The 20,163-nt window shown below is 57.4% G+C and carries 16 protein-coding genes; 10 read left to right on the top strand and 6 right to left on the bottom strand.

Translation table 11 applies throughout. The features are described 5' to 3' along the window. The first annotated feature begins 29 nt into the window (after nt 1–29). From I9187_RS10305 to I9187_RS10320, 4 genes are all read left to right on the top strand, one after another. Nucleotides 30–920, top strand: a complete 891-nt coding sequence (locus tag I9187_RS10305) for a cyanophycinase (RefSeq protein WP_170353282.1) — start codon at nt 30–32, stop codon at nt 918–920. A 20-nt stretch (nt 921–940) separates the two neighbouring features. Continuing rightward, a complete protein-coding gene (gene cphA / locus I9187_RS10310; RefSeq protein WP_171175831.1) occupies nt 941–3,742 on the top strand; it encodes a cyanophycin synthetase in 2,802 nt (933 codons plus the stop codon). 14 nt (nt 3,743–3,756) lie between these two features. Then, the gene (locus I9187_RS10315; protein WP_170353284.1) at nt 3,757–5,493 is read left to right on the top strand and encodes a Mur ligase family protein; all 1,737 of its coding nucleotides are present in this window, start codon (nt 3,757–3,759) and stop codon (nt 5,491–5,493) included. 359 nt (nt 5,494–5,852) lie between these two features. Then, entirely contained in the window at nt 5,853–6,800 is a 948-nt protein-coding gene (locus I9187_RS10320; protein WP_171175835.1) for an ornithine cyclodeaminase family protein, read from the top strand. Between the two features lie 240 nt (nt 6,801–7,040). On the opposite strand, the gene I9187_RS10325 is transcribed toward I9187_RS10320, so the two are convergent. From I9187_RS10325 to I9187_RS10350, 6 genes are all read right to left on the bottom strand, one after another. Next, on the bottom strand, nt 7,041–8,348 hold the full coding sequence (locus I9187_RS10325) for a TRAP transporter large permease subunit (RefSeq protein WP_171175853.1): 1,308 nt from the start codon (nt 8,346–8,348) through the stop codon (nt 7,041–7,043). Continuing rightward, nucleotides 8,348–8,848 carry a TRAP transporter small permease gene (locus tag I9187_RS10330; protein ID WP_171175855.1) on the bottom strand — a complete coding sequence of 167 codons (501 nt, stop codon included), beginning with the start codon at nt 8,846–8,848 and terminating at the stop codon, nt 8,348–8,350. The genes I9187_RS10325 and I9187_RS10330 overlap by 1 nt, the downstream gene beginning before the upstream one ends. A gap of 62 nt (nt 8,849–8,910) precedes the next feature. Next, entirely contained in the window at nt 8,911–9,918 is a 1,008-nt protein-coding gene (gene dctP / locus I9187_RS10335) for a TRAP transporter substrate-binding protein DctP (protein WP_245223201.1), read from the bottom strand. Between the two features lie 99 nt (nt 9,919–10,017). Next, nucleotides 10,018–10,629 carry a 3-isopropylmalate dehydratase small subunit gene (gene leuD / locus I9187_RS10340; RefSeq protein WP_171175859.1) on the bottom strand — a complete coding sequence of 204 codons (612 nt, stop codon included), beginning with the start codon at nt 10,627–10,629 and terminating at the stop codon, nt 10,018–10,020. Then, on the bottom strand, nt 10,629–12,035 hold the full coding sequence (gene leuC, locus I9187_RS10345) for a 3-isopropylmalate dehydratase large subunit (RefSeq protein ID WP_171175861.1): 1,407 nt from the start codon (nt 12,033–12,035) through the stop codon (nt 10,629–10,631). The genes leuD and leuC overlap by 1 nt, the downstream gene beginning before the upstream one ends. Then, entirely contained in the window at nt 12,032–12,835 is an 804-nt protein-coding gene (locus tag I9187_RS10350) for a GntR family transcriptional regulator (protein ID WP_209940177.1), read from the bottom strand. Before I9187_RS10350 ends, leuC begins: the two co-directional genes overlap by 4 nt. A gap of 146 nt (nt 12,836–12,981) precedes the next feature. Here I9187_RS10350 and I9187_RS10355 point away from each other — a divergent pair, with 146 nt between their 5' ends. The 6 genes from I9187_RS10355 to I9187_RS10380 are packed head-to-tail and all read left to right on the top strand — an operon-like array spanning nt 12,982 to nt 20,131. Continuing rightward, entirely contained in the window at nt 12,982–13,548 is a 567-nt protein-coding gene (locus tag I9187_RS10355) for a nuclear transport factor 2 family protein (RefSeq protein ID WP_171175863.1), read from the top strand. Next, nucleotides 13,545–15,239, top strand: a complete 1,695-nt coding sequence (locus I9187_RS10360; RefSeq protein WP_209509498.1) for a hydantoinase B/oxoprolinase family protein — start codon at nt 13,545–13,547, stop codon at nt 15,237–15,239. Before I9187_RS10355 ends, I9187_RS10360 begins: the two co-directional genes overlap by 4 nt. Next, nucleotides 15,236–17,296 (top strand): hydantoinase/oxoprolinase family protein, encoded by a 2,061-nt coding sequence (locus tag I9187_RS10365; RefSeq protein ID WP_171175867.1) that lies wholly within the window; start codon nt 15,236–15,238, stop codon nt 17,294–17,296. The genes I9187_RS10360 and I9187_RS10365 overlap by 4 nt, the downstream gene beginning before the upstream one ends. Next, entirely contained in the window at nt 17,297–17,917 is a 621-nt protein-coding gene (locus I9187_RS10370) for an isochorismatase family cysteine hydrolase (RefSeq protein ID WP_171175870.1), read from the top strand. Further along, on the top strand, nt 17,914–18,780 hold the full coding sequence (locus I9187_RS10375; RefSeq protein WP_171175872.1) for an isocitrate lyase/phosphoenolpyruvate mutase family protein: 867 nt from the start codon (nt 17,914–17,916) through the stop codon (nt 18,778–18,780). The genes I9187_RS10370 and I9187_RS10375 overlap by 4 nt, the downstream gene beginning before the upstream one ends. Continuing rightward, the gene (locus I9187_RS10380) at nt 18,764–20,131 is read left to right on the top strand and encodes an FAD-dependent oxidoreductase (RefSeq protein ID WP_171176269.1); all 1,368 of its coding nucleotides are present in this window, start codon (nt 18,764–18,766) and stop codon (nt 20,129–20,131) included. Before I9187_RS10375 ends, I9187_RS10380 begins: the two co-directional genes overlap by 17 nt. Nucleotides 20,132–20,163: the final 32 nt, after the last annotated feature.

Raw genomic sequence — 20,163 nt, forward strand, 5'->3', positions numbered from 1 at the left:
CCGCTATAGCACCGGAAGGTAGTTAAGATATGTGCCCTGCACCCGTTGATGCAGAAACCCCGCGCGGGTTCATCATTCCGATCGGCGGCGGTGAAGACCGCGTCAAGGAAATGCAGATTCACCGAAAGTTCGTAGAGCTGTCCGGCGGTGCCGACGCTGATATCGTCGTGATCCCAACAGCCTCGATGCTGGAAGAAACCGGACCGGACTATAACCGCATCTTTTCCGAGCTTGGTGCAGGCAAGGTTGAATTCCTGCCTATCTCGCGCCGCGCCGATTGCGACAACCCGGATTACGCGGGGATGCTGGATCGTGCTACCGGAATTTTTATGACCGGTGGGAACCAGTTGCGCCTGTCAGCGATTCTTGGAGGCACGCTGGTCGCCCAGAAAATCCGGCGCCGAAACGCGGCAGGGGTGCCGGTTGCAGGAACATCGGCCGGTGCTTCGATCATGTCCGAGCATATGGTAGCAGGTGGCAGCAGCAACTCTGGTCCAGCCGAAGGTAACATCACGCTGGCTCCCGGTATGGGTCTGACCAACGCCGTCATCATTGATCAGCACTTCACCCAACGCAACCGCCTGGGTCGATTGCTAACCGCTTCATCTTTTAACCCTTTTCTAATCGGATTGGGCGTTGACGAAGACACGGCGGCCTTCATTGGGCCCGATAACGTCTTTGAAGTAATCGGCAGCGGAACGGTTACCGTGGTGGATGCCAGCCATTTGACCCATTCTTCGATGTGGGATGCCCGTCGCGGCGAAGCACTCAGCCTTCTTGGACTTCGGCTTGACGTTCTGGGTGAAGGGTGCCGTTATGATCTGACGGCTCGCCAGGCTTTTCCGCCGGATGAGCATATGGCGTTCTGCACATTGCCGGATCTGTCCGAGGATGAGGCCGCCAGCGGGGGAAAACAATAAGCTTACCAACGGGGAGCCTCATGAAAATAATCTCGACCAATGTCTTTGTCGGCCCGAATGTCTGGGCAAGTTTTCCGGTCATTCGCCACGTCATTGATCTGGGCGTTCTGGAAGATTGGCCTTCGGCCAAAATTGGTTCCGAGTTTATTGATGCATTGACCCAGGCCCTTCCCGGTCTGGCGGAACATGGCTGTTCCTACCGCGAACCCGGTGGTTTCATCCGCCGATTGCGCGAAGATGAAGGCACTTGGCTTGGTCATGTTTTGGAACATTGTGCCATCGAAGTGCAGAACGTGGCCGGTTCGGATGTAACCTTTGGCCGCACGCGCGGCACAGGCGAACCCGGCCAATACAACATGGTTTACGAATACCGCCAGCGCGATGTTGGACTGGACGCAGGCAAGCTTGCAATGCGGCTGCTGATGCATCTATTGCCGCAATCCCTCAAGGAACAGGTGGACTACGACTTCGACCCGGAATTCAACTGGGATGACGAGTTGCGTAGCTTTGTGCTGCGGGCACAGCGCAAGGAGTTTGGTCCCTCAACCGGCTCATTGGTTAAGGCCGCGCAAGAGCGTGACATCCCTTGGATCAGGCTGAATTCTGGGTCATTGGTTCAGTTCGGGCACGGCAAATACCAGAAACGCATTCAGGCAACCATAACCTCTGAGACCAAGCATATCTCGGTCGAGATTTCCTGCGACAAGGAAGACACCCACAATCTGCTGAACGATCTGGGCCTGCCTGTGCCGCAGCAACGCATGGTCTATTCCGCGCGTGAAGCCGTGCGCGCCGCCGCACGGATCGGGCACCCGGTGGTGGTCAAACCGCTCGATGCCAATCATGGGCGTGGTGTTTCGATCAACCTGAACTCGGACGAAGAGGTCGAGGCAGGCTTTGCCGAAGCCAAGGAACATTCCCGCAGCCGCGCCATTCTGGTGGAAAGCTTCATCACCGGGTTCGATCACCGGATGCTGGTGGTGAACAACAAGCTGGTCGCTGTAGCCAAGCGCGTGCCGGGCCATGTAGTAGGCGATGGCACGCACACGATTGCCGAACTGGTCGATATCGTGAACGAGGATCCGCGCCGTGGCATCGGGCATGAAAAAGTGCTGACCATGCTGGAGATCGACAATCAGGCCAACCGCCTGATGGAAAATGCTGGCGTGACGGAAGAAACTGTGCTGCCTGACGGCGAGGTCTTCTATCTGCGATCAACCGCGAACCTGTCGACTGGCGGCACGGCCATTGATCTGACGGATGTGGTGCACCCAGACAACCGTGACATGGCCGAGCGTGCCATCATGGCCGTCGGGCTGGATGTGGGCGGCGTCGATTTCCTGATCGACGACATCACCAAATCCTACAAGGATATCGGCGGCGCGATTGTCGAGGTGAACGCCGCCCCTGGTTTCCGGATGCACGTGGCACCGTCCGAAGGTCAGCCGCGCGACGTGGCGGGCAAAGTGATCGACATGCTGTTTCCGGCCACCGAGGAAACCCGCATTCCCATCGCGGCAATCACCGGAACCAACGGCAAGACGACCACTTCAAGGATGCTGGGGCACATCATGAAAACCAGCGGCAAGACCGTTGGCATGACCTCGACCGATGGCGTTTATGTTGACGGCAAGCTGAGCGTGAAGGGCGACATGACGGGACCTAAGTCGGCACAGATCGTTCTGCGCGACCCGGCTGTCGATTTTGCGGTGATGGAAACCGCACGCGGCGGACTTGTGCGCTCGGGTCTGGGCTATCAGCGCTCGAACGTAGCGGCCTGCCTCAACGTCTCGGCAGATCATCTGGGTCTTGGCGGCATCAACACGGTTGAGGAACTGGCCGTTGTCAAACGCGTGGTGGTGGAAAGCGCCACCGACACGGCAGTTCTGAATGCCGATGACATCAACTGTTTGAAAATGGCCGACTATGCCGGTGCGGATCAGATCTTTTATGTCACCACCAATCCGGGGCACAGCCTGGTCAAGGAACATATCAAGGCGGGCGGCAAGGCCATTGTGCTTGAAAAGGGCATGAATGGTGACATGCTGACCATTTATGACAACGGTCTTCATATCCCGGTGCTGTGGTCGCATCTGATCCCGGCGGCATTGGAAGGCAAGGCCATTTTCAACGTCCAGAACGCGATGTTCGCCGCCGCGATGGCCTATAGTTTCGGAGTGGATCTGGACAATATCCGCCATGGGCTGCGTACCTTCGACACCAGCTATTTCCAGGCACCCGGGCGGATGAATGTCTATGACGAGCATCCCTTCAAGGTGATCCTCGACTATGGCCACAACCCTGCCGCGCTCAAGGCGATGGCGGCTCTGGCCGATCAGTTGGAGGTCAAGGGCCGAAGGCTGTGCGTTGTTGCGATGCCCGGCGACCGGCGCGATGAGGATATCATCGACGGGGCCGCCGCATTGGCCGGGCATTTTGATCATTTCATCTGCAAGGCAGATGACCGCCGCCGGGGCCGTGGACACGACGAAGTACCGCAAATGATGCGGCAGGCCCTGATCGACAACGGCGTCGATGATGCCGCGATCACGATCATCCCGGATGAGGTCAAAGCGGTGACTGCAGCGTTGGAACAGGCCGCACCGGGCGATCTGCTGGTGATTTTCGGTGATGACACAACGCGCTGCTGGAAGCAGATCATCTATTTCAACTCCGATAGCGAAGCGCCGGTCACAGAGGCTGCGCCGGTGGCAAGCCCCATCGACACCTCGTTCGAGGACATGTTCGAAAGCGACCAGAACCTGATCCGGGATGCGCGCGGCGTGCGCCTGGCCCGCGACATCAGCGAAGACGCGGATTAAGCGGGGGTACCGGAATGGACCGGATCGAAGAGCTTGAAAACGCGCTGACAATTGAAAGCGCGTACGCCGATCATATCCGGGTAGACGATGCCCGACGCTTGACCGGGCCGGGACTGTTGTGGAACCGCCCCGGCGCGGTGATGGATGTGTTTTTCACCGATACCGGCACCGCGCAGGTCACTGCTTTGTGGGAAAAACACGCGCGCCGCGTGCTGGACGCACTTGGCTGGCAGGATCAGGACGTAACCCACCGCAGTTTCACCGGTGGCGTCAATCTGGCGATTTCAGCACCGATGGATCAGCTCTATTCCGCGATCTTCGCGGTGCAAACCGTCTGGCATTTCTGTGCTGCCGAACTGTTGGCATCCGAGCCCGGCGATTTCGATCAGATGGTTGCGGATGTCAAATGCGTTATGGAGAAGGAAGCCAATCCCGCGCTGATCGCCCTGATTGCGGCAGCAGAAGCGCATGGTGTGGATATCCTGTGCGATGATGACGAAGTGTCGATCGGGCACGGTACTGGCAGTCAGACCTGGCCGGTCGATGCGCTGCCTACCCCCGATGACTTGGACTGGTCGGCTCTGCACAATATCCCGGTGGCCTTCATAACCGGAACCAACGGCAAAACAACCACAACCCGTTTACTTGAGGCGATCGCCCGCGCTTCGGGCAAGGTTGCCGGGCTGACCTCGACCGAATTTGTGCGGGTGGGAGACGACATTCTCGACCGTGGCGATTATTCCGGCCCCGGCGGCGGGCGAATGCTGTTGCGTGACAAAAGGCTGGAGGTCGCCTGTCTGGAAGTCGCGCGCGGAGGTATCCTGCGCCGGGGTCTGCCGACCCGCGCGGCAACGGCAGCGGCGGTCACCAATGTGGCAAACGACCATCTGGGGCAATACGGGGTCAACACGGTGCCGGAACTGGCTCAGGCCAAATTCGCCGTGCATCGCACGCTGGCCGAGGGTGGCGTGCTGGCACTGAATGCCGATGACTTGTATGTCCGCGCAGAAGCGGAAAATACATCCGCAAATATCTGGTGGTTCTCGCTGGATGCGCAGAACAACCTTGTCCGTCAGGCGCGTGATGCGGGCAAGTGCTGCGCCTATGTGCAGGAGGGAGATATCGTCTTTTTCGACGGTGCGGTCGAACAGGTAGTCATTGCAGTTTCCGATGTTCCGCTGACCATGGGCGGCGCTGCGAATTACAATATCCTGAACGCGCTGGCGGCCCTGTGCCTTGCCTTGGCACTGGACTTGCCCGTTCAGGGGGCTCGGGATGGGTTGGCCGGGTTCAAACCCGACGCCAAGGACAACCCCGGACGCTGCAACGAGTTTAGTTACAATAATGCGCGTGTTTTTGTGGATTTTGCGCATAACCCGCACTCGATTTCGGCCGTTTGCGATGCGCTGTCAAGCCTACCGGCGAAACGGCGTTACATTATGCTCAGCCATGCTGGCGATCGGTCGGATCAGGATATTCGGGACGTTACCGCGACGGCGTTAAATTTCCAGCCCGACGTAGTCGTCGCAGCCGAACTGGAAGGGTATTTAAGAGGTCGCGAATTGGGAGAAATCCCGGACCTGATCAAAAAATCCGCCTTAGAACAGGGATATGACGCGCAACAAATCCTGAGAGCATCTTCGCCCTCTCTAGCTGCCTCGATGATATTGGAAAAGCTGGAACCGGGTGATCTTGCCTTGCTGTTGGTCCTGTCCGAACGCGACGCCGTGCTCGCGATGCTCGACGGATAAACAGAGCCGGGTGCCGGTGTCACGCAGTTGTAGCTAGCACACGGCGATGTAAGCGCGCGCAAATGCAAACAGGCAGGGAAGTATGCACCAAAAATGTTGCACCTTCGAACTAAGACCGATCGGAGGCGGACTACGGTGCAGAACCCGCCAAGTGATCGTTGCGCAGTATCCGGTACTTTGGGCTCAGTGGAGACTTTGAATGAATTCCACTCAACGACCGCAGTGCGGACGAAGCGGTCGTTAGAATTTAATTGCGTCTCCAAGATTACGGGGCCAAATTTCTTAGCCATTCATTGGGTCAAAGGGTTTATTGTTTCGGTTGTATTGAACCAGAGAACATAACCCGGCAGGACGCAAACATGACTTTTGAAGGAAAACCGATTTATCTATCTGACAAAGACTTGGAGGATTTAGGTATCCAGCCCTCCGAAGTAACCGAAGCCATCGAGCTTGCCCTGACAGCCAAGTCGGAGGGAAAACTTCATACTTCTCCCAAGACAGCCATCTTGCCTGGGGATGGACGATACGCAATGTCTACCTTGGCAATGGGAGATGATGGGTTCATCGTGACTAAACAAGTTACTGTATGCCCAAACAATCCGGTACGGGGGCTCCCGGCAATAAACGGTGCGATCATGGTTATGGACGCGCAAACCGGACTTCTCCGAGCTGTCTTGGGGGCGAACTGGATAACGGCTGTCAGAACAGCAGCACTGTCAATGGTGGCGGCTCGTCGGCTTGCTGAACCTAATTCTGAGACGGTGGCATTTGTGGGTGCGGGTGTGCAGGCTCACAGCCATTTGAAAGCGTTTTCGGAAATCTTTCCGCTGGCGAGTATTCGTGTGCTCGGGCGTGGCAAAGAGAATGTCGATAAACTTTGTAGCCATGCTCGGGATATGGGCCTTGAGGCCGAAACAGCCGCAAATGCCAAGGATGCCTTGCAGGGTGCCGATCTGGTGGTGACATCAGTAACACTGGATTATTCGATCAAACCCTTCTTGGATGCTCGCTGGCTCAAACCAACTGCCTTCGCCTCTATTACAGATGCCTGTATTCCGTGGGTTCCAGAGGGCATGACCGCCTTTAAAACTGTTATTGTTGACGACCGAAAACAGGAATTAGAGAGCGACAAGCCAATGCTGCCGTATCAGCAAGTCACTGGTGATTTGATGGAACTTGTTTCTGAAAAATTTGATACCTCAGCACGAGAGAATCCGGCTGCCTTCGCTTTCCGAGGAATATCATTGGGAGATTATGCCGCAGCGGTCCTTGCGGTTCGCCGGGCTGCCGAAGAACGAAGGCAGTGAGGTTAGCTTTTTGGTCACCGTTCCAAAAAATACGTTGACCGCTTTGGGCTCGATGCAGTCATTCGCCGAAGTTAAGCCGAACGACTGCAATGCGGACAAACCTGCCGTTTGCTTTCATTCAAAGCGAGCTCAGCGCGGGTTGCTCGCAGGGTCCTGCCTGAATATCGTCGAAAAACACGTGCGCACTGTCGGTCAGCGAACTTCACAAGAGCATTCGCGCGTCTTCCACAGAAGCAAGTCTCATAAGGATGGCAAGAACAGTGCCAGGTTTGGGAAAATGATCAGCAGAACGACCAGCAGGATCGAGCAGAAAATAAACGGGAATGCCGACGTATAGATTTCGCGCATCGTGGTTCCGGGCGGCGCGACGCCTTTCATCACAAACAGCAGCAACCCAAATGGTGGTGTGGTGAAGCTGATCTCGAGCGAAAGCAACATGATCAGACCAAACCAGATCGGATCAAACCCGAGCGTTTGCGCCAGTGGAAAGAAGATTGGCACGGTCAGCAACATGATCGAGATCTGCTCCATGAACATGCCAAGAAGCAGCAAGACAGCGAACATCACCGTCAGCATGGCCAGTGGGGCAAGTTCAAACGCGATGGCCCAATTCACCAATCCCCGAGACGCTCCGGAAAATGCCAATAGCTGGCTGAACGTGGCCGAGCCAAAGACAATCAAATAGGCCATCAACGTGACCTTTAGGGCGCCGATGACCGACTTTTTGATCGCCTCCCACGATAGGCAGCGAAATATGGCAGCCAGGATCAACACGCCCAATGCGCCAAACGCTGCTGCCTCGGATGGCGTAACAAAGCCTTGAATCATCAAGACGATAATCACGACCATGACGCCAACCATCGGCACGACCTCAGTCATGAGCAGTTTCAAGCGGTATGCCAATGACATCGGCTCGACGTCGTAGGCTGGCGCTGCGTCGGGATCCAGCCGGGTCTGAAGCCAGATCGTGCCAATATAGAACAAGGCGAGTATCAAACCGGGAATTACTCCGGCTATCAGCAAGGCTGCGACGTCTATCTGTGCGAGTGTGGCAAGAAGAACGGCAAGCGCCGAGGGTGGGATGATGATCGCCAAGCCACCCGTTCCTAAAATTGGTCCAATGCTCATATACGATTTGTATCCGCGGCGGTTCATTTCCGGCACCATAAGCGAACCTAAAAGCGCGGTTGAGCCCATGGACGACCCTGACAAGGTTGAAAACGCAGTGCCCCCCAGAACGGTCACATAACTCAGCCGTCCCGGCAGGCGGCCCAGCAATTTGTCTATCGCGCTGAACATGCGCCCGCCCAACCCGGTGTGGAAGAATATCTCGCCCATTAACAGGAACAGCGGGATTGGCATGAGCGCGTATTTGGTCAATGCGCCCAGCCCGTTGTTGAGGAGTTGCGTGACGCCTCGCTCACCCCCCATAAAAACCCAAGCGCCCAGAATGTTGGCCGCCAGAAAAGCCAGTGCCACGGGCATTCCGATGGCCATCAGGAACACTATTGACCCAAGCAGCAGGGCAAGCGCTTCGTACCACTCCATTATTCGTGTATCCCTGCTTCTCCGCTGTGCATCAGCTCAGGCCCGAAAACAAAGCGCGAAAACTCGATCGCCATCATTCCAAACGATAGCGGAAAGGCGATAGTCAGCATCCATCGGGGGAAATAGTAAGCGCGGGTGTCGTAGTCCCCGCGCTCGATATTTGTCAGGACCAGATCAGCCCCTTGCCAGGCGAGGATAAGGCAGACCAAAACGCAGGCGGCTGCCACTGTTCTGCTAACAATCCGGCGCAAACCAACTGGCAGCGCGGCCGTCACCAGTTCGATGTGGACGTGGCCCTTTTCCCGAACCAGCCAAGGCGCACCCAGCATGGTCATGTACAAAAGCCCGTATTCGGCAGATGTAAAAAGCCATGCAAAGGGTTGCAGCCCGGCATTTCGCATCAGAACCGACGTGATGACGGATAGCATCAGCCAAACCAGCAAAAGGCCAGCGACAATGGCCATACCAAACAGCACTGCGTCATAGGTCCTTTTCATCATCCCGCCTGCTCTGCCCCGAAAAGTGATAGGCCCGTCAGTCTGGAACGGGCCTGTCAGTGGTCTTAGTTCGCAGCGTCGAGATCGTAGAACAGCTCGATCAGGCGATCATAGTTATCGGTGCCGCCGGGTTGCTCGGCCATCAGGCCTTTCATACGCTCCCATGTCTTTTCGCGGGCCGCCGCAAGGTAGTTCGCCTTTGCCTCACCTTCCAGGCTAACAACCGTCATGCCTGCTGCGTCAAGGGCCGCAAAGTCTTCGTCGCGTTTGCTGCGCAAGGCTTCAACACTGTCCTTTTCGTGTTGGATCGCCACATCTTGCAGGATCGTGCGCGCCTCCTCAGACAGCGAGTTCCAGCGGTCGAGGTTCACGATGACGCCGAGATCGGTCGAGAAGAAGCATGGCTCAATGCGGTAGTTCAGGAACTCGTTCCATTTCAGGTCGATCAGGCCAATCTGGGTCCAGCCTGTCGCATCAACAACACCACGTTGCAGGGCCGAATACACCTCACCTGTGGGCAGGTCGATCACTTGCGCACCAAGATAGTTGGTGAAGAAAGCGTTGTAGACGTTGTTGCCGCGCAGTTTCAGCCCTTCAACTTCCAGATTACCGTCGGCATCAAAACTAGGCTCGTTGCGGGTCCAAAGGTTGTAGCAGACGCCACTATCGAACCAGCCGAGGTATTTCAGGCCCATTTTGTCCTGGTGAATCTGATCGATCAGTTCCGTTCCGCCATTTTCGCGCGTTTCAATCGCGGTCAGATTCGACGCGACCATCGCGTCTTTCTCGGGCAGCGCGCCACCGTAGAAGGAGCCTGGAGTGTAAACCATGTCAACAATTCCGTCGCGCACCGCATCGGGCTGTTGGAACATGCCAATGGCTTCCGGCCCGCCGCGCACGTCAATCTGGATGACCCCTTTGCCCGCTTCGTTAACTTTTTCGACAAAGTCCAGAAAACTCTGCGTATAGATCAGCGTTTCGGGAAAGGCGTGCACCGCCGAGATCGTTTCTTCGGCTTTGGCCGTTCCGGCGACGATCACGGCCCCTGCGATGAGGCCAGCCAATGCGTTCATCTTCATATTTACTCCTCCACTTGTTTCAGGGGCATTTTCTTGGTTTCCCCTAATTTCAGGTCTCTTGACCCGTGTTGCGTCGTCTTTGCGCGACGTGTCCTATTCCGGTTTGTTCGGCCAGGCCCAAGGGGCGGCCCGGTTGCGATTGTCCCTATGCGCGTTGATTGCCTGCTTATGCTGCTGAGTCAGGTCGATGTCGTCCCAGCCGTTGATCAGTTTCACACGCCATCCTTCGTCCAGCTCAAAGGTCGCTGTTATGTCCCCAAGGGTTAGCCGCTTCTCGGTCAGATCAATCGAAGCAAGGACTGGGGCATCTTTCAGCGCATGCTGTAGCTGCGTCACCTTCTCGGCATCCACTCGCGCGGGTAGCAGGCCGTTATTGATGGCATTGTTGGCGAAGATGTCACCAAAACTGGGTGCGATGACCGCACGAATGCCTGCGTCGACCAGCGCATAAACCGCCGCCTCACGTGACGATCCGCTGCCGAAGTTATGTCCGGCAACCAGTATGCTGATCCCCTCGTGGCGGTTCAGCGGGAAGTCTGCTTTCAGCTGTTCATCATCGTCCCGCCGCATGTCGTGCAGAAGGTACCGGCCATACCCCTCGCTGCGCGGGACTGACATGAAACGCGCCGGGATAAGCTGATCCGTGTCGATATTGCCGATCGCCAGTGCTATGGCGTGCCCCTTTTGAGTGCTCCACCCCGCCATCACGCTGCCCTGCCCTGCAAAAGCGGCCTGACATCAGTGATTGTCCCTGTCACGGCCGCTGCGGCGACCATCGCCGGGGACATCAGATGCGTTCGCGCGCCGCGTCCCTGGCGTCCACGGAAATTACGGTTGGTCGAGGATGCGCAGCGTTTGCCTTCGGCCACAACATCTCCGTTCATGCCAACGCACATAGAGCAACCTGACGCGGCCCACTCCAACCCGGCATCTTGGAATATCCTGTCCAACCCTTCGGCTTCGGCCTGTGCCTTTACCCGCGCCGAACCCGGCGCGACAAGCCCCGGCACGCGCGCCCGACGTCCCGACAAAACCAAAGCAGCCTCGCGAAGGTCTTCAATACGCCCATTCGTGCACGAGCCGATAAAGACCTGATCCACCGGGATACCGTCCAAGGGCTGCCCCGGTCTCAACGCCATGTATTCCAATGCTTCGCGCACCGAATTGGACTTGGCTGGATCGGTGGGGTCTGGACCGGGAATGCTGGCCGTTATGGGCAGGGCCTGTTCCGGGCTGGTGCCCCACGTCACAGTAGGCGCAATGTCAGCTGCGCTCAGCGTAACCTCGCGGTCGAAAACGGCCCCTTCGTCCGTGATCAGGCCGCGCCACGCCTTTTGGGCGCTCTGTAGGTCTGCGCCCGAAGGCGCGTATTCACGCCCCTTAAGGTAGGCAAGCGTTACCTCATCCGGTGCCACCATGCCAAACCGCGCCCCGCCTTCGATTGAGAGGTTGCACAGTGTCATGCGCCCTTCCATCGACAGATCACGGATCGTCTGACCTCCGTACTCGATCGCATGGCCTTGCGCACCGCCGCTGCCCAATTGCCCGATCCAGTTCAGGGCAATGTCCTTGGCCGTAACGCCGAACCCCAAACGACCTTCGACGTTTATGCGCATTGCCTTGGGTTTTCGCTGCCAAACCGTCTGTGTCGCCAACACATGCGCTACCTCTGTCGCCCCAATCCCGAAAGCCAACGCGCCAAATGCCCCGTGAGTGGATGTGTGGCTATCCCCGCAATTGATAAGTAGCCCGGGCAATGTCAGACCCAACTCGGGCCCGATGACGTGAACGATGCCCTGCGACGGGTCGCTTAGATCAAAAAGTCTGATGTTGTGGTCCGATGCGTTGTTTCGCAAGGTTTCGATCATCCGGGCGATCTTTGGATCGGCAATCCGGTCTCGGTTTCTTGTGGGCGCGTAATGATCTGCAACCGCAAAGGTGAGGGCAGGTTCAGCCACGGATAGGCCACGCTCTGCCAGCTTGGCAAAGGCATGATGCGACCCTTCATGCACAAAGTGTCGGTCGACCCAAAGCAACGAAACACCATCCTCGCGCCTCAGAACCTCGTGCGAGGCCCAAAGTTTGTCGAGCATGGTGCGCGGTGCGCTCATTTCCCAGTCTCCTCGCCGCGTCCAATCGCAGGTTCCCAATGCCGGGCTGAACCGGTTCCCACGCGCGCCAAAGGCATTTCGAGCCGAAACATGTCAGAGCGATAGAGGCCGGAAAGATACTCAACCCCATTGCCTTCGACGTCCCGAACGATCCGCTTCAACGATAACAACGCCGAACCGACTGCAACGCCCAATGCCTCGGCCACATCAGGCCCTGCCAAAGTTGCTGAAACGGTCTGATGTGCCTCTTCAATTTGCACACCGCTGCGCTCCAGAAGTTTGAACAGCGGTGTCGTGGCGAGGTCGCTTTCCGAGTAGTTCTGCGCAATCGAAGCGGGAACGTAAGTCGTCAGATGTGAAAACGGCACATCATCAGTCAGGCGCACTCGCGTTGCGATCTGCACCTGCTGGTCGCTCGGTAGCCCCATGGCCGACGCCACCACCTCCGGAGCCTTGCCGTACGAAAAGGACAATAGCCGCGCGGCAGTGCTTTGCCCCATTTCGACCAGCTGCGGCATAAGCGTGTTGAAATCCATCGCCGCAGGTGCCCCAAGGGTAGATCGGCCGGAAACCCGGGTGCCGCTGCCTGCTTGACGTTCGATCAGGCCATTTCGTGAAAGCGCGTCCAGCGCCCGCCTTATGGTCACGCGTGAGACGCTGAACTTCTCGGCCAGCCGCTGCTCACCGGGCAGGGTTTCCCCTGCCGAAAGCTGTCCTTCGGTGATTTGATCATGCAGATGCAAGTAGACGCGTTGCGCCTTAGTCCCGTCCGGAAGATTGGCCGCGTTGATCTTGTTCACCCGTTGATTCCCCTTTCACAGCCCTTTCAATCGTAAAACCGGAACTTGGAAAATCAAGCTTTAGTATTATTGCTTCTCTAAAAATAGTCTTACAATTATCTAACAACCTGTATTACAGATAATACAATAACCGGAGGAGCTTTTGCATGCCGATCGTCGAATTGCATGTGATCGAGGGCTATGGCGCGCAAGAAAAACAACGACTTGGCGTGGCGCTTACCAATGCTGTGCGATTCGTAGTGCCTGCTGCGCCAGAGCTTGTGACCGTCGTGATCCACGACATTTCAGGCCAGAACTACTATCGCGGCGGCAAGACCAGACAGCCTGCTCGGGCCAAACAGGACCCCGAACACATCGTGCGGGCCTTTCTGTCTGAAATGAATGATCGCGCGTTTGAAAGCGCGCGCAAAAGGCTCAGCTCGGACTTCGTGATGCAATTTCCCGGAACCGCGCCTATGCGTGATCTGGAGGATCTCAGGAGTTGGGCGGCAAACCGGTATAGCCGGATCGCGAAAACCTACGAGGGGTTCGACGCCATGCAAAGCGATGGCGACGCTGCGATCGTTTATTGCCGGGGTACGTTGTCCGGTGAATGGACCGATGGTTCACCCTTCAACGGCATCCGCTTCATTGACAGGTTCGAGATTCAGAATGATCTGATCACACGTCAGGATGTCTGGAACGATATTGCAGAAACAAGGGCACAGGCATGAGCGAGATTGACCCGATTACCCTATCTGTTCTTGCAGGTCGTATGGAACAGATCGCCGACGAAATGGATGCAACCCTGTTTCGGGCAGCCTTCAACCCGATCATTGCCGAGGCGCATGACGCCAGTCACGGTCTGTATTCCGCAACGACGGGCGACACACTGGTTCAGGGCAAATCCGGATTGCCGATCTTTGTGGGTGTGATGTCTTTTGCCGTGAAAGCGGTGATCGAAAAGGTCGCAGCGGACGGGCATCTGGAAGACGGCGATATCTATATCTTCAACGATGCGCATATCGGCGGCACACACTTGTCTGACATGCGCCTGGTGCGTCCCTATTTCCGCGATGGCAAGTTGTTCTGCTATCTCGCGTCAGTTGGGCACTGGCATGACGTCGGCGGTGCGGTGCCCGGAAACTATAACCCGGCTGCGACCGAAGTTTTCCAGGAAGCCTTTGTTCTGCCGCCGGTAAAATTGGCGCGTAAAGGTGAGGTTAATCAGGACATAATCGACATTCTGCTGCGCAATACCCGTCTGCCTCAATCGGCGATGGGGGACTTGAACGGGCAACTAGGTGCTCTGGATCTTGGGGTTCGGAGGATGGACGAATTGCTGGACGAATACGAAGCTGAAACAATCTCAGCCGCTCTTGAGGCGCTCAGCGATCGGGCCGAGGTGCTTATGCGGTCCGAGTTGCAGGAATTGCCGGACGGTCGCTGGGAGGCCGAAGATTTCCTAGACAATGACGGTATCACCGATGACCCGCTTCGCATCAAACTGACGCTTGAGATCAAGGGCGATCAAATGGTGCTGGATTTCACAGGCTCATCCCCGCAATGCGCCGGGCCTGTGAACATCGCCTTGCCCACCACCGTTGCAACCGCCTATGTGGCCATAAAACACGTCTTTCCGGCGTTGCCTGCCAACGCCGGCGTGATGCGCCCCATCGAAGTAATCGTGCCCGAAGACAGCCTGTTGTCAGCCGAGTTCCCTGCCCCAACCGGTGGATACACGGAAACTATTTTGCGAATGATCGACGTAGTGTTTTCGGCCTTTGCCAACGCTGCACCGGATCGTGTTGTCGCCAATGCCTACGGTACGATCAATGCGCTTTCCATCGCCGGGAAACGCTCGAACGGACAGCCATGGGTGATGTTCAGCTTTTACGGCGGGGGCCACGGCGGCTCGATCGAAAGCGACGGGCTGAACCACGGTAACGCTCCGATCTCGACGGCGACGATCCCGCCGTTGGAGATTCTTGAAGCCGCCTATCCTGTCATGTTCCGTCAGTGGACTCTACGTCCCGACAGCGCAGGTGCGGGTGCGCATCGGGGCGGGCTTGGCGCTGTCTACGAAATTGAAGTTCTTGAGGAAAATGGCGCCCAGGCGTTTCTGTTTGGCGAACGCGGCAAGTTCCCTCCCAAGGGTATCTCCCATGGTGGTGACGGAGCGATGAACGTCTTCACTTATGAACAAGACGATGGGTGGAAGGCGCCGCCTCTTGTTTCAAAAATGAGAGGGATCAATTTGAAGCAAGGACAAGCGGTTCGCCTTGAGACACCCGGCGGCGGCGGCTACGGCTCTGCGGGTAGCCGCGCCCCTGAAGCGATCGCCAAGGATGTGGCGCGCGGGCTTGTGAGTGCTGAACAGGCGGACCAGGTCTACGGCACCACATGGCGGGAGGCTAAGCCATGACCGGACGTATGATCGGCGTGGACGTGGGGGGCACGTTCACGGATGTTTTTGTCCTAAACGAAGCGGACGGAAGCGCGTCCGTCGCCAAGGTTCCCACCACGCGCCCGGACCAGTCGGGTGGATTTCTTGACGGGATTGGGCGCGAGGTTGACGACCTGTCCGAGATCTCAGTTGTGGTACACGGCACCACGGCGGGCACAAATGCTCTGCTGGAACGCAAAGGGGCCAGAACGGGTGTGATCTGCACTGCAGGTCTGCGGGACGTGTTAGAGATGCGTCGAAGGGACCGGCCGCGCACCTGGGGATTGCGCGGGGATTTCGAACCAGTTGTGGACCGTCGCGACAGGTTGGAGGTGCCAGAACGCACGCTGGCGGATGGCACCATTCGCACACCGGTCGATCTGGTTGCCGTTCGCAGAGCAGCAGAGCACTTGCGAGAGCAAGGATGCAAAGCCATCGCGATCCTGTTCGCCAATGCCTATGCCAACCCGGAAAACGAAGCTGCCGCCGTTGCCGCCGTCCGCGAGATTTGGCCAAACCCTCATGTTTCGGCCTCGTCAGAAATTCTGCCGGAAATCCGTGAATTCGAACGGTTCTCGACCACGGCGTTGAACGCCTATCTGCAGCCCGAAGTCTCGGGCTATTTGACCCGCCTTGAAAACGCCTTGCAATCCGGCGGATTCGATGGCGAGTTCATGGTTGTGCAATCCAATGGCGGCGTCATGGCGGTCGATACAGCATCCCGTCTACCGGTGCGTACGGCGCTGTCTGGTCCGGCGGCGGGAGTGATTGCTGCGGGCTATATCGCGCAATCCGCTGGCTTCGACAATGTGATCACTGGGGACATGGGCGGCACCAGCTTTGATGTTTCGCTGATATCACAGGGGCAAACGATGTTGTCGGCCCAGACCTCCATCGATTTTGGGATGGTTGTACGCAATCCAATGATCGAAATAACGACCATTGGCGCAGGCGGGGGGTCGATTGCCTGGGTCGATAAGGGCGGATTGTTGAACATCGGCCCTGAAAGCGCTGGATCAAATCCCGGCCCGGTCGCCTACGGTCTGGGCAATAATCGCCCGACGGTAACGGATGCCAATGTCGTGCTGGGTCGAATCGATCCGAACAACCCGATTGGTGGCAAACTGGAAAGGCTGGACGTGGAGGCTGCTGGAAAAGCTATTGATGTCCACGTCGGCGAACCTCTGGGTTTATCCAGACTTCAGGCGGCCGAGGCCATCCTGCGCGTCGCCAATTCCCGCATGGCCGGAGCGATCCGCCTTGTAAGTATCGAGCGCGGCTTTGACCCCAAACGTTTTGCCTTCATGCCGTTCGGCGGTGGCGGAGCTTTGCATGCCGGGGCGATGCTGGCTGAAGTGGGGATCGCCCGCGCGATCATTCCGCGTTACCCCGGTGTCACCTCAGCATTGGGCTGTGTGATCGCCGACATGCGGCAAGATTTCGTACAGACGATCAACACACTAGTCACGCAGTTGGACAAAGCTGCTTTGGGCGCATTCATGCAAGAGCACGTGGATCAGGGTATGGCGCTGCTTGACGCATCGCGGACCACATTCGACAAGCGTGAGATCTCATTCGAGCTGGATATGGCTTATGTGGGTCAAACGCATACTGTGCCGGTGCCGCTGACCGTCACGATGACAAACGGTAAGGTTACAGCGCCAAGCAAAACCGACATCGAACAGGCCTTTGATACGGCTTACAACGCCACCTATGGAAGACTGCTGAAAAACGGCGTGCGACGCATATTGAACCTGCGCAGCGCTGTAACGGGCAAGCGACCGAAATTCGATCTTTCTTCTCTTGCTCCGGCAATCGAAGGCAGAGCCACGCCCTCGTCGACGCGGAAAGTTCACTTCGGAGATGCTTGGCATGACACAGCCATTTATGATCGCTTGTCGCTTCCGGTTGGCACGTTAGTCAAAGGTCCAGCCATTCTGACGCAACCGGACACGACCGTCCTGATCGAACCGGATTTTCAAGGGCGCGTGGACTCCTTTGGCAACACGATCATCGAACCACAGGAGGAGGGCTGAATGAGCGAACCAGAAACCTGGGACCCGCGCAAGACGGCGTTGCTGACCATCGATCTTCAGAACGACTTTATCCATCCTGAAGGTGCCTATGGCCGGGCCGGCCAGTCGGCCCAAGAAATTGCTGATCTTCCCGAACGCATCGCCCCTTTGGCACGAAAGTTGCAAGCCGCGGGTGGGCGTTATTTTTCAGCGCAGTTCACACTTGTACCCGACCGCGATGGCGAGCCATTGATTGCACCGCACCTGAAGAAACTACGCCCGTTCCTGACCAAAGGCGACTTTGCGCCAGGCGAGTTTGGCCATAGTCTGGTCGATACGCTGAAACCCTGCGATTTCGCCATCGAAAAGGTTGCCTACTCGGCTTTTTACCAAACACGTCTGGAATATCTGATGCGCGCCTTGGGCATCGAAAATCTGATTGTCGGCGGCATCGTGACCAATGGTGGCGTTGCTTCGACTCTGCGCGATGCGCATCTACGAGATATCGATACTGTTCTGCTGACAGACGGATGCGCCGCCTTTCGGCAAGAGGTTCATGATGCGACGCTCCTGTCACTGGGCACCGTCACGCACCAGCGAAAGTGCGATCAGATGTTGAACTGGCTGGAGGGAGCCAAATGAGTCTTAAATCCCGCCTGACAAAGAAAGAAATTCTCGTCGCACCGGGCGTGTATGACGGTTTGACGGCTGCGCTGGCTGAAAAAGCTGGATTCGAGGCGCTGTATTTGAGCGGCGCCGCCGTAGCTTACACGCGACTTGGTCGCCCCGATATCGGATTGTCCACGGCGTCCGAGATGGCAGACACGATGACGCTGATCGCTGATCGAGTCTCATTACCCGTTATCATCGACGCCGACACCGGCTTTGGGAACGCATTGAACGCCCAGCGAACCATGCGGCTATATGAACGTGCCGGTGCATCCGCGCTGCAAGTCGAAGACCAGACCTTTCCGAAACGCTGCGGACACTTGTCGGACAAGTCACTGATCCCCGCACAGGAAATGGCTGGAAAGATCGCGGCGATGGCTGACGCGCGCGCCAGCAGTGACACGCTGATTATAGCCCGAACGGACGCCATCGCCGTTGAGGGGTTCAACGCTGCTATCGAGCGCGCTGAAACCTATATGGAGGCTGGTGCTGATGTTCTTTTTCTCGAAGCTCCGCAAAGCCGCGGACAACTAACGTCCATCGCGGGCCGATTTGCCCCGCGCGTCCCCCTTTTGGCGAATATGGTCGAAGGCGGCGCGACCCCGATACTTGGCGCTGACGACCTGGAGGCACAGGGTTATTCTATCGTCATTTTCCCTGGCGGGATCGTTCGGGCTTTGGCCAAAACTGCCCAGGCATATTATCGTAGCCTTGCAGACAACGGCTCGAACAAGCCCTTCGCACAGAACATGTTCGATTTCCGCGGTCTGAACGAAGTCATTGGAACCTCCGAGATGCTGAATGCCGGGGCCCGCTATGATGACACCCAAGGTTGAGGATGTTCCACCGGACCGGTTCGATCTGAAGATTGGCACCCTGATCATCGGCGCGGGGGCTTGCGGTCTGGTCGCCGCCCTGTCGGCTTCTGAGGCAGGACAGGACGTGCTGGTTATCGAGGCCGAACCTTATCCCAGCGGCTCGACCGCTTTATCCGCTGGGTTAATCCCTGCTGCGGACACAAAGATACAGCAGGCCGCTGGGATCACGGACGATGCAGCACTCTTTGCCAGCGATATCCAGTCGAAGGCCCACAGCGAGAACGAGCAAGATCTGGTCGATCTGTTGACCAATAATGCCGCTGAAGTCATCGACTGGCTTTCTGAACGCCACGCCCTGCCCTTTTCGGTTGTCACGGATTTCGACTACCCCGGTCACTCGCGCCGTCGGATGCACGGGCTGCCGACGCGCTCGGGGCGAGAGTTGATCGACGCGCTTCGCAGCGCTTGCGAGCGCGAAGGTTTGGACATCATCTGCAATCGCCGCGCGACAACGCTGTATCGCGATCAAGACCAAATCTTGGGTATTGCCGTGACCGGCCCGGAGGCAATCGTCGAAACCATTGCCTGCGACCGCCTTATCCTTGCCTGCAACGGTTTTGGTGGCAATCGCGCCCTTGTGTCCGAGCACATGCCGCAAATCGAAGATGCGCTCTGGTTCGGGCATAGCGGTAACCGGGGTGAGGCCGTTCTGTGGGCAGAGGGGCTGGGTGCCGGGCTGCAAAACCTGGGGGCCTACCAAGGCCACGGCAATGTCGCGCATCCACATGGAATCCTGATAACCTGGGCAGTGATTACCGAAGGCGGGGTACAGGTGAACCGCAACGGTCATCGTTTCTGGGACGAGTCGCAAGGCTATTCTGAGGCCGCTTGTGCGGTGCTGGCGCAGCCCGGTGGAGAGGCCTTCGCCATCTTCGACGGCCGCGTTGCCGCGATCGCGCGCCAGTTCGAGGATTTCAAGCGCGCGGAAGAGACAGGCGCGATCCGGTCCGCTGAGACAATCGAAGACCTTTCGAAGGCACTGGGCCTGCCATCTGTGGCTTTGGAGCAAACCATTCGAGAAATTCCTGTAGGTGGCACGGATCAATTCGGCAGGTCTTTCAACCCGCCCTTATTGGCGCCACCTTTCATGGGCGTCCGCGTCACAGGTGCCCTGTTCCACACCCAAGGCGGTTTGCGCGTCGATTCCTCTGCGCGCGTCCTTAAGGAGGACGGTATCGCATTCACCAACCTTTATGCAGGCGGCGGCGCGGCAGTTGGTGTTTCGGGCAAGGGGGACAGCGGGTATCTTTCCGGAAATGGCTTACTGAGTGCCGTTGTGCTGGGTCGCATAGCAGGGCGTGGTGCTTGATATCAAACTTGTGCATTGGAACTATCGGAACA

This window comes from Ruegeria sp. HKCCE4148, from assembly GCF_017872495.1.
Taxonomy (GTDB): domain Bacteria; phylum Pseudomonadota; class Alphaproteobacteria; order Rhodobacterales; family Rhodobacteraceae; genus Ruegeria.

Bases quoted from the DNA above. Each gene is read 5' to 3' on its own strand.
- I9187_RS10305 (WP_170353282.1), top strand. From the start codon at position 30: ATGTGCCCTGCACCCGTTGATGCAGAAACCCCGCGCGGGTTCATCATT.
- cphA (WP_171175831.1), top strand. From the start codon at position 941: ATGAAAATAATCTCGACCAATGTCTTTGTCGGCCCGAATGTCTGGGCA.
- I9187_RS10315 (WP_170353284.1), top strand. From the start codon at position 3,757: ATGGACCGGATCGAAGAGCTTGAAAACGCGCTGACAATTGAAAGCGCG.
- I9187_RS10320 (WP_171175835.1), top strand. From the start codon at position 5,853: ATGACTTTTGAAGGAAAACCGATTTATCTATCTGACAAAGACTTGGAG.
- I9187_RS10325 (WP_171175853.1), bottom strand. From the start codon at position 8,348: ATGGAGTGGTACGAAGCGCTTGCCCTGCTGCTTGGGTCAATAGTGTTC.
- I9187_RS10330 (WP_171175855.1), bottom strand. From the start codon at position 8,848: ATGATGAAAAGGACCTATGACGCAGTGCTGTTTGGTATGGCCATTGTC.
- dctP (WP_245223201.1), bottom strand. From the start codon at position 9,918: ATGAACGCATTGGCTGGCCTCATCGCAGGGGCCGTGATCGTCGCCGGA.
- leuD (WP_171175859.1), bottom strand. From the start codon at position 10,629: ATGGCGGGGTGGAGCACTCAAAAGGGGCACGCCATAGCACTGGCGATC.
- leuC (WP_171175861.1), bottom strand. From the start codon at position 12,035: ATGAGCGCACCGCGCACCATGCTCGACAAACTTTGGGCCTCGCACGAG.
- I9187_RS10355 (WP_171175863.1), top strand. From the start codon at position 12,982: ATGCCGATCGTCGAATTGCATGTGATCGAGGGCTATGGCGCGCAAGAA.
- I9187_RS10360 (WP_209509498.1), top strand. From the start codon at position 13,545: ATGAGCGAGATTGACCCGATTACCCTATCTGTTCTTGCAGGTCGTATG.
- I9187_RS10365 (WP_171175867.1), top strand. From the start codon at position 15,236: ATGACCGGACGTATGATCGGCGTGGACGTGGGGGGCACGTTCACGGAT.
- I9187_RS10370 (WP_171175870.1), top strand. From the start codon at position 17,297: ATGAGCGAACCAGAAACCTGGGACCCGCGCAAGACGGCGTTGCTGACC.
- I9187_RS10375 (WP_171175872.1), top strand. From the start codon at position 17,914: ATGAGTCTTAAATCCCGCCTGACAAAGAAAGAAATTCTCGTCGCACCG.
- I9187_RS10380 (WP_171176269.1), top strand. From the start codon at position 18,764: ATGACACCCAAGGTTGAGGATGTTCCACCGGACCGGTTCGATCTGAAG.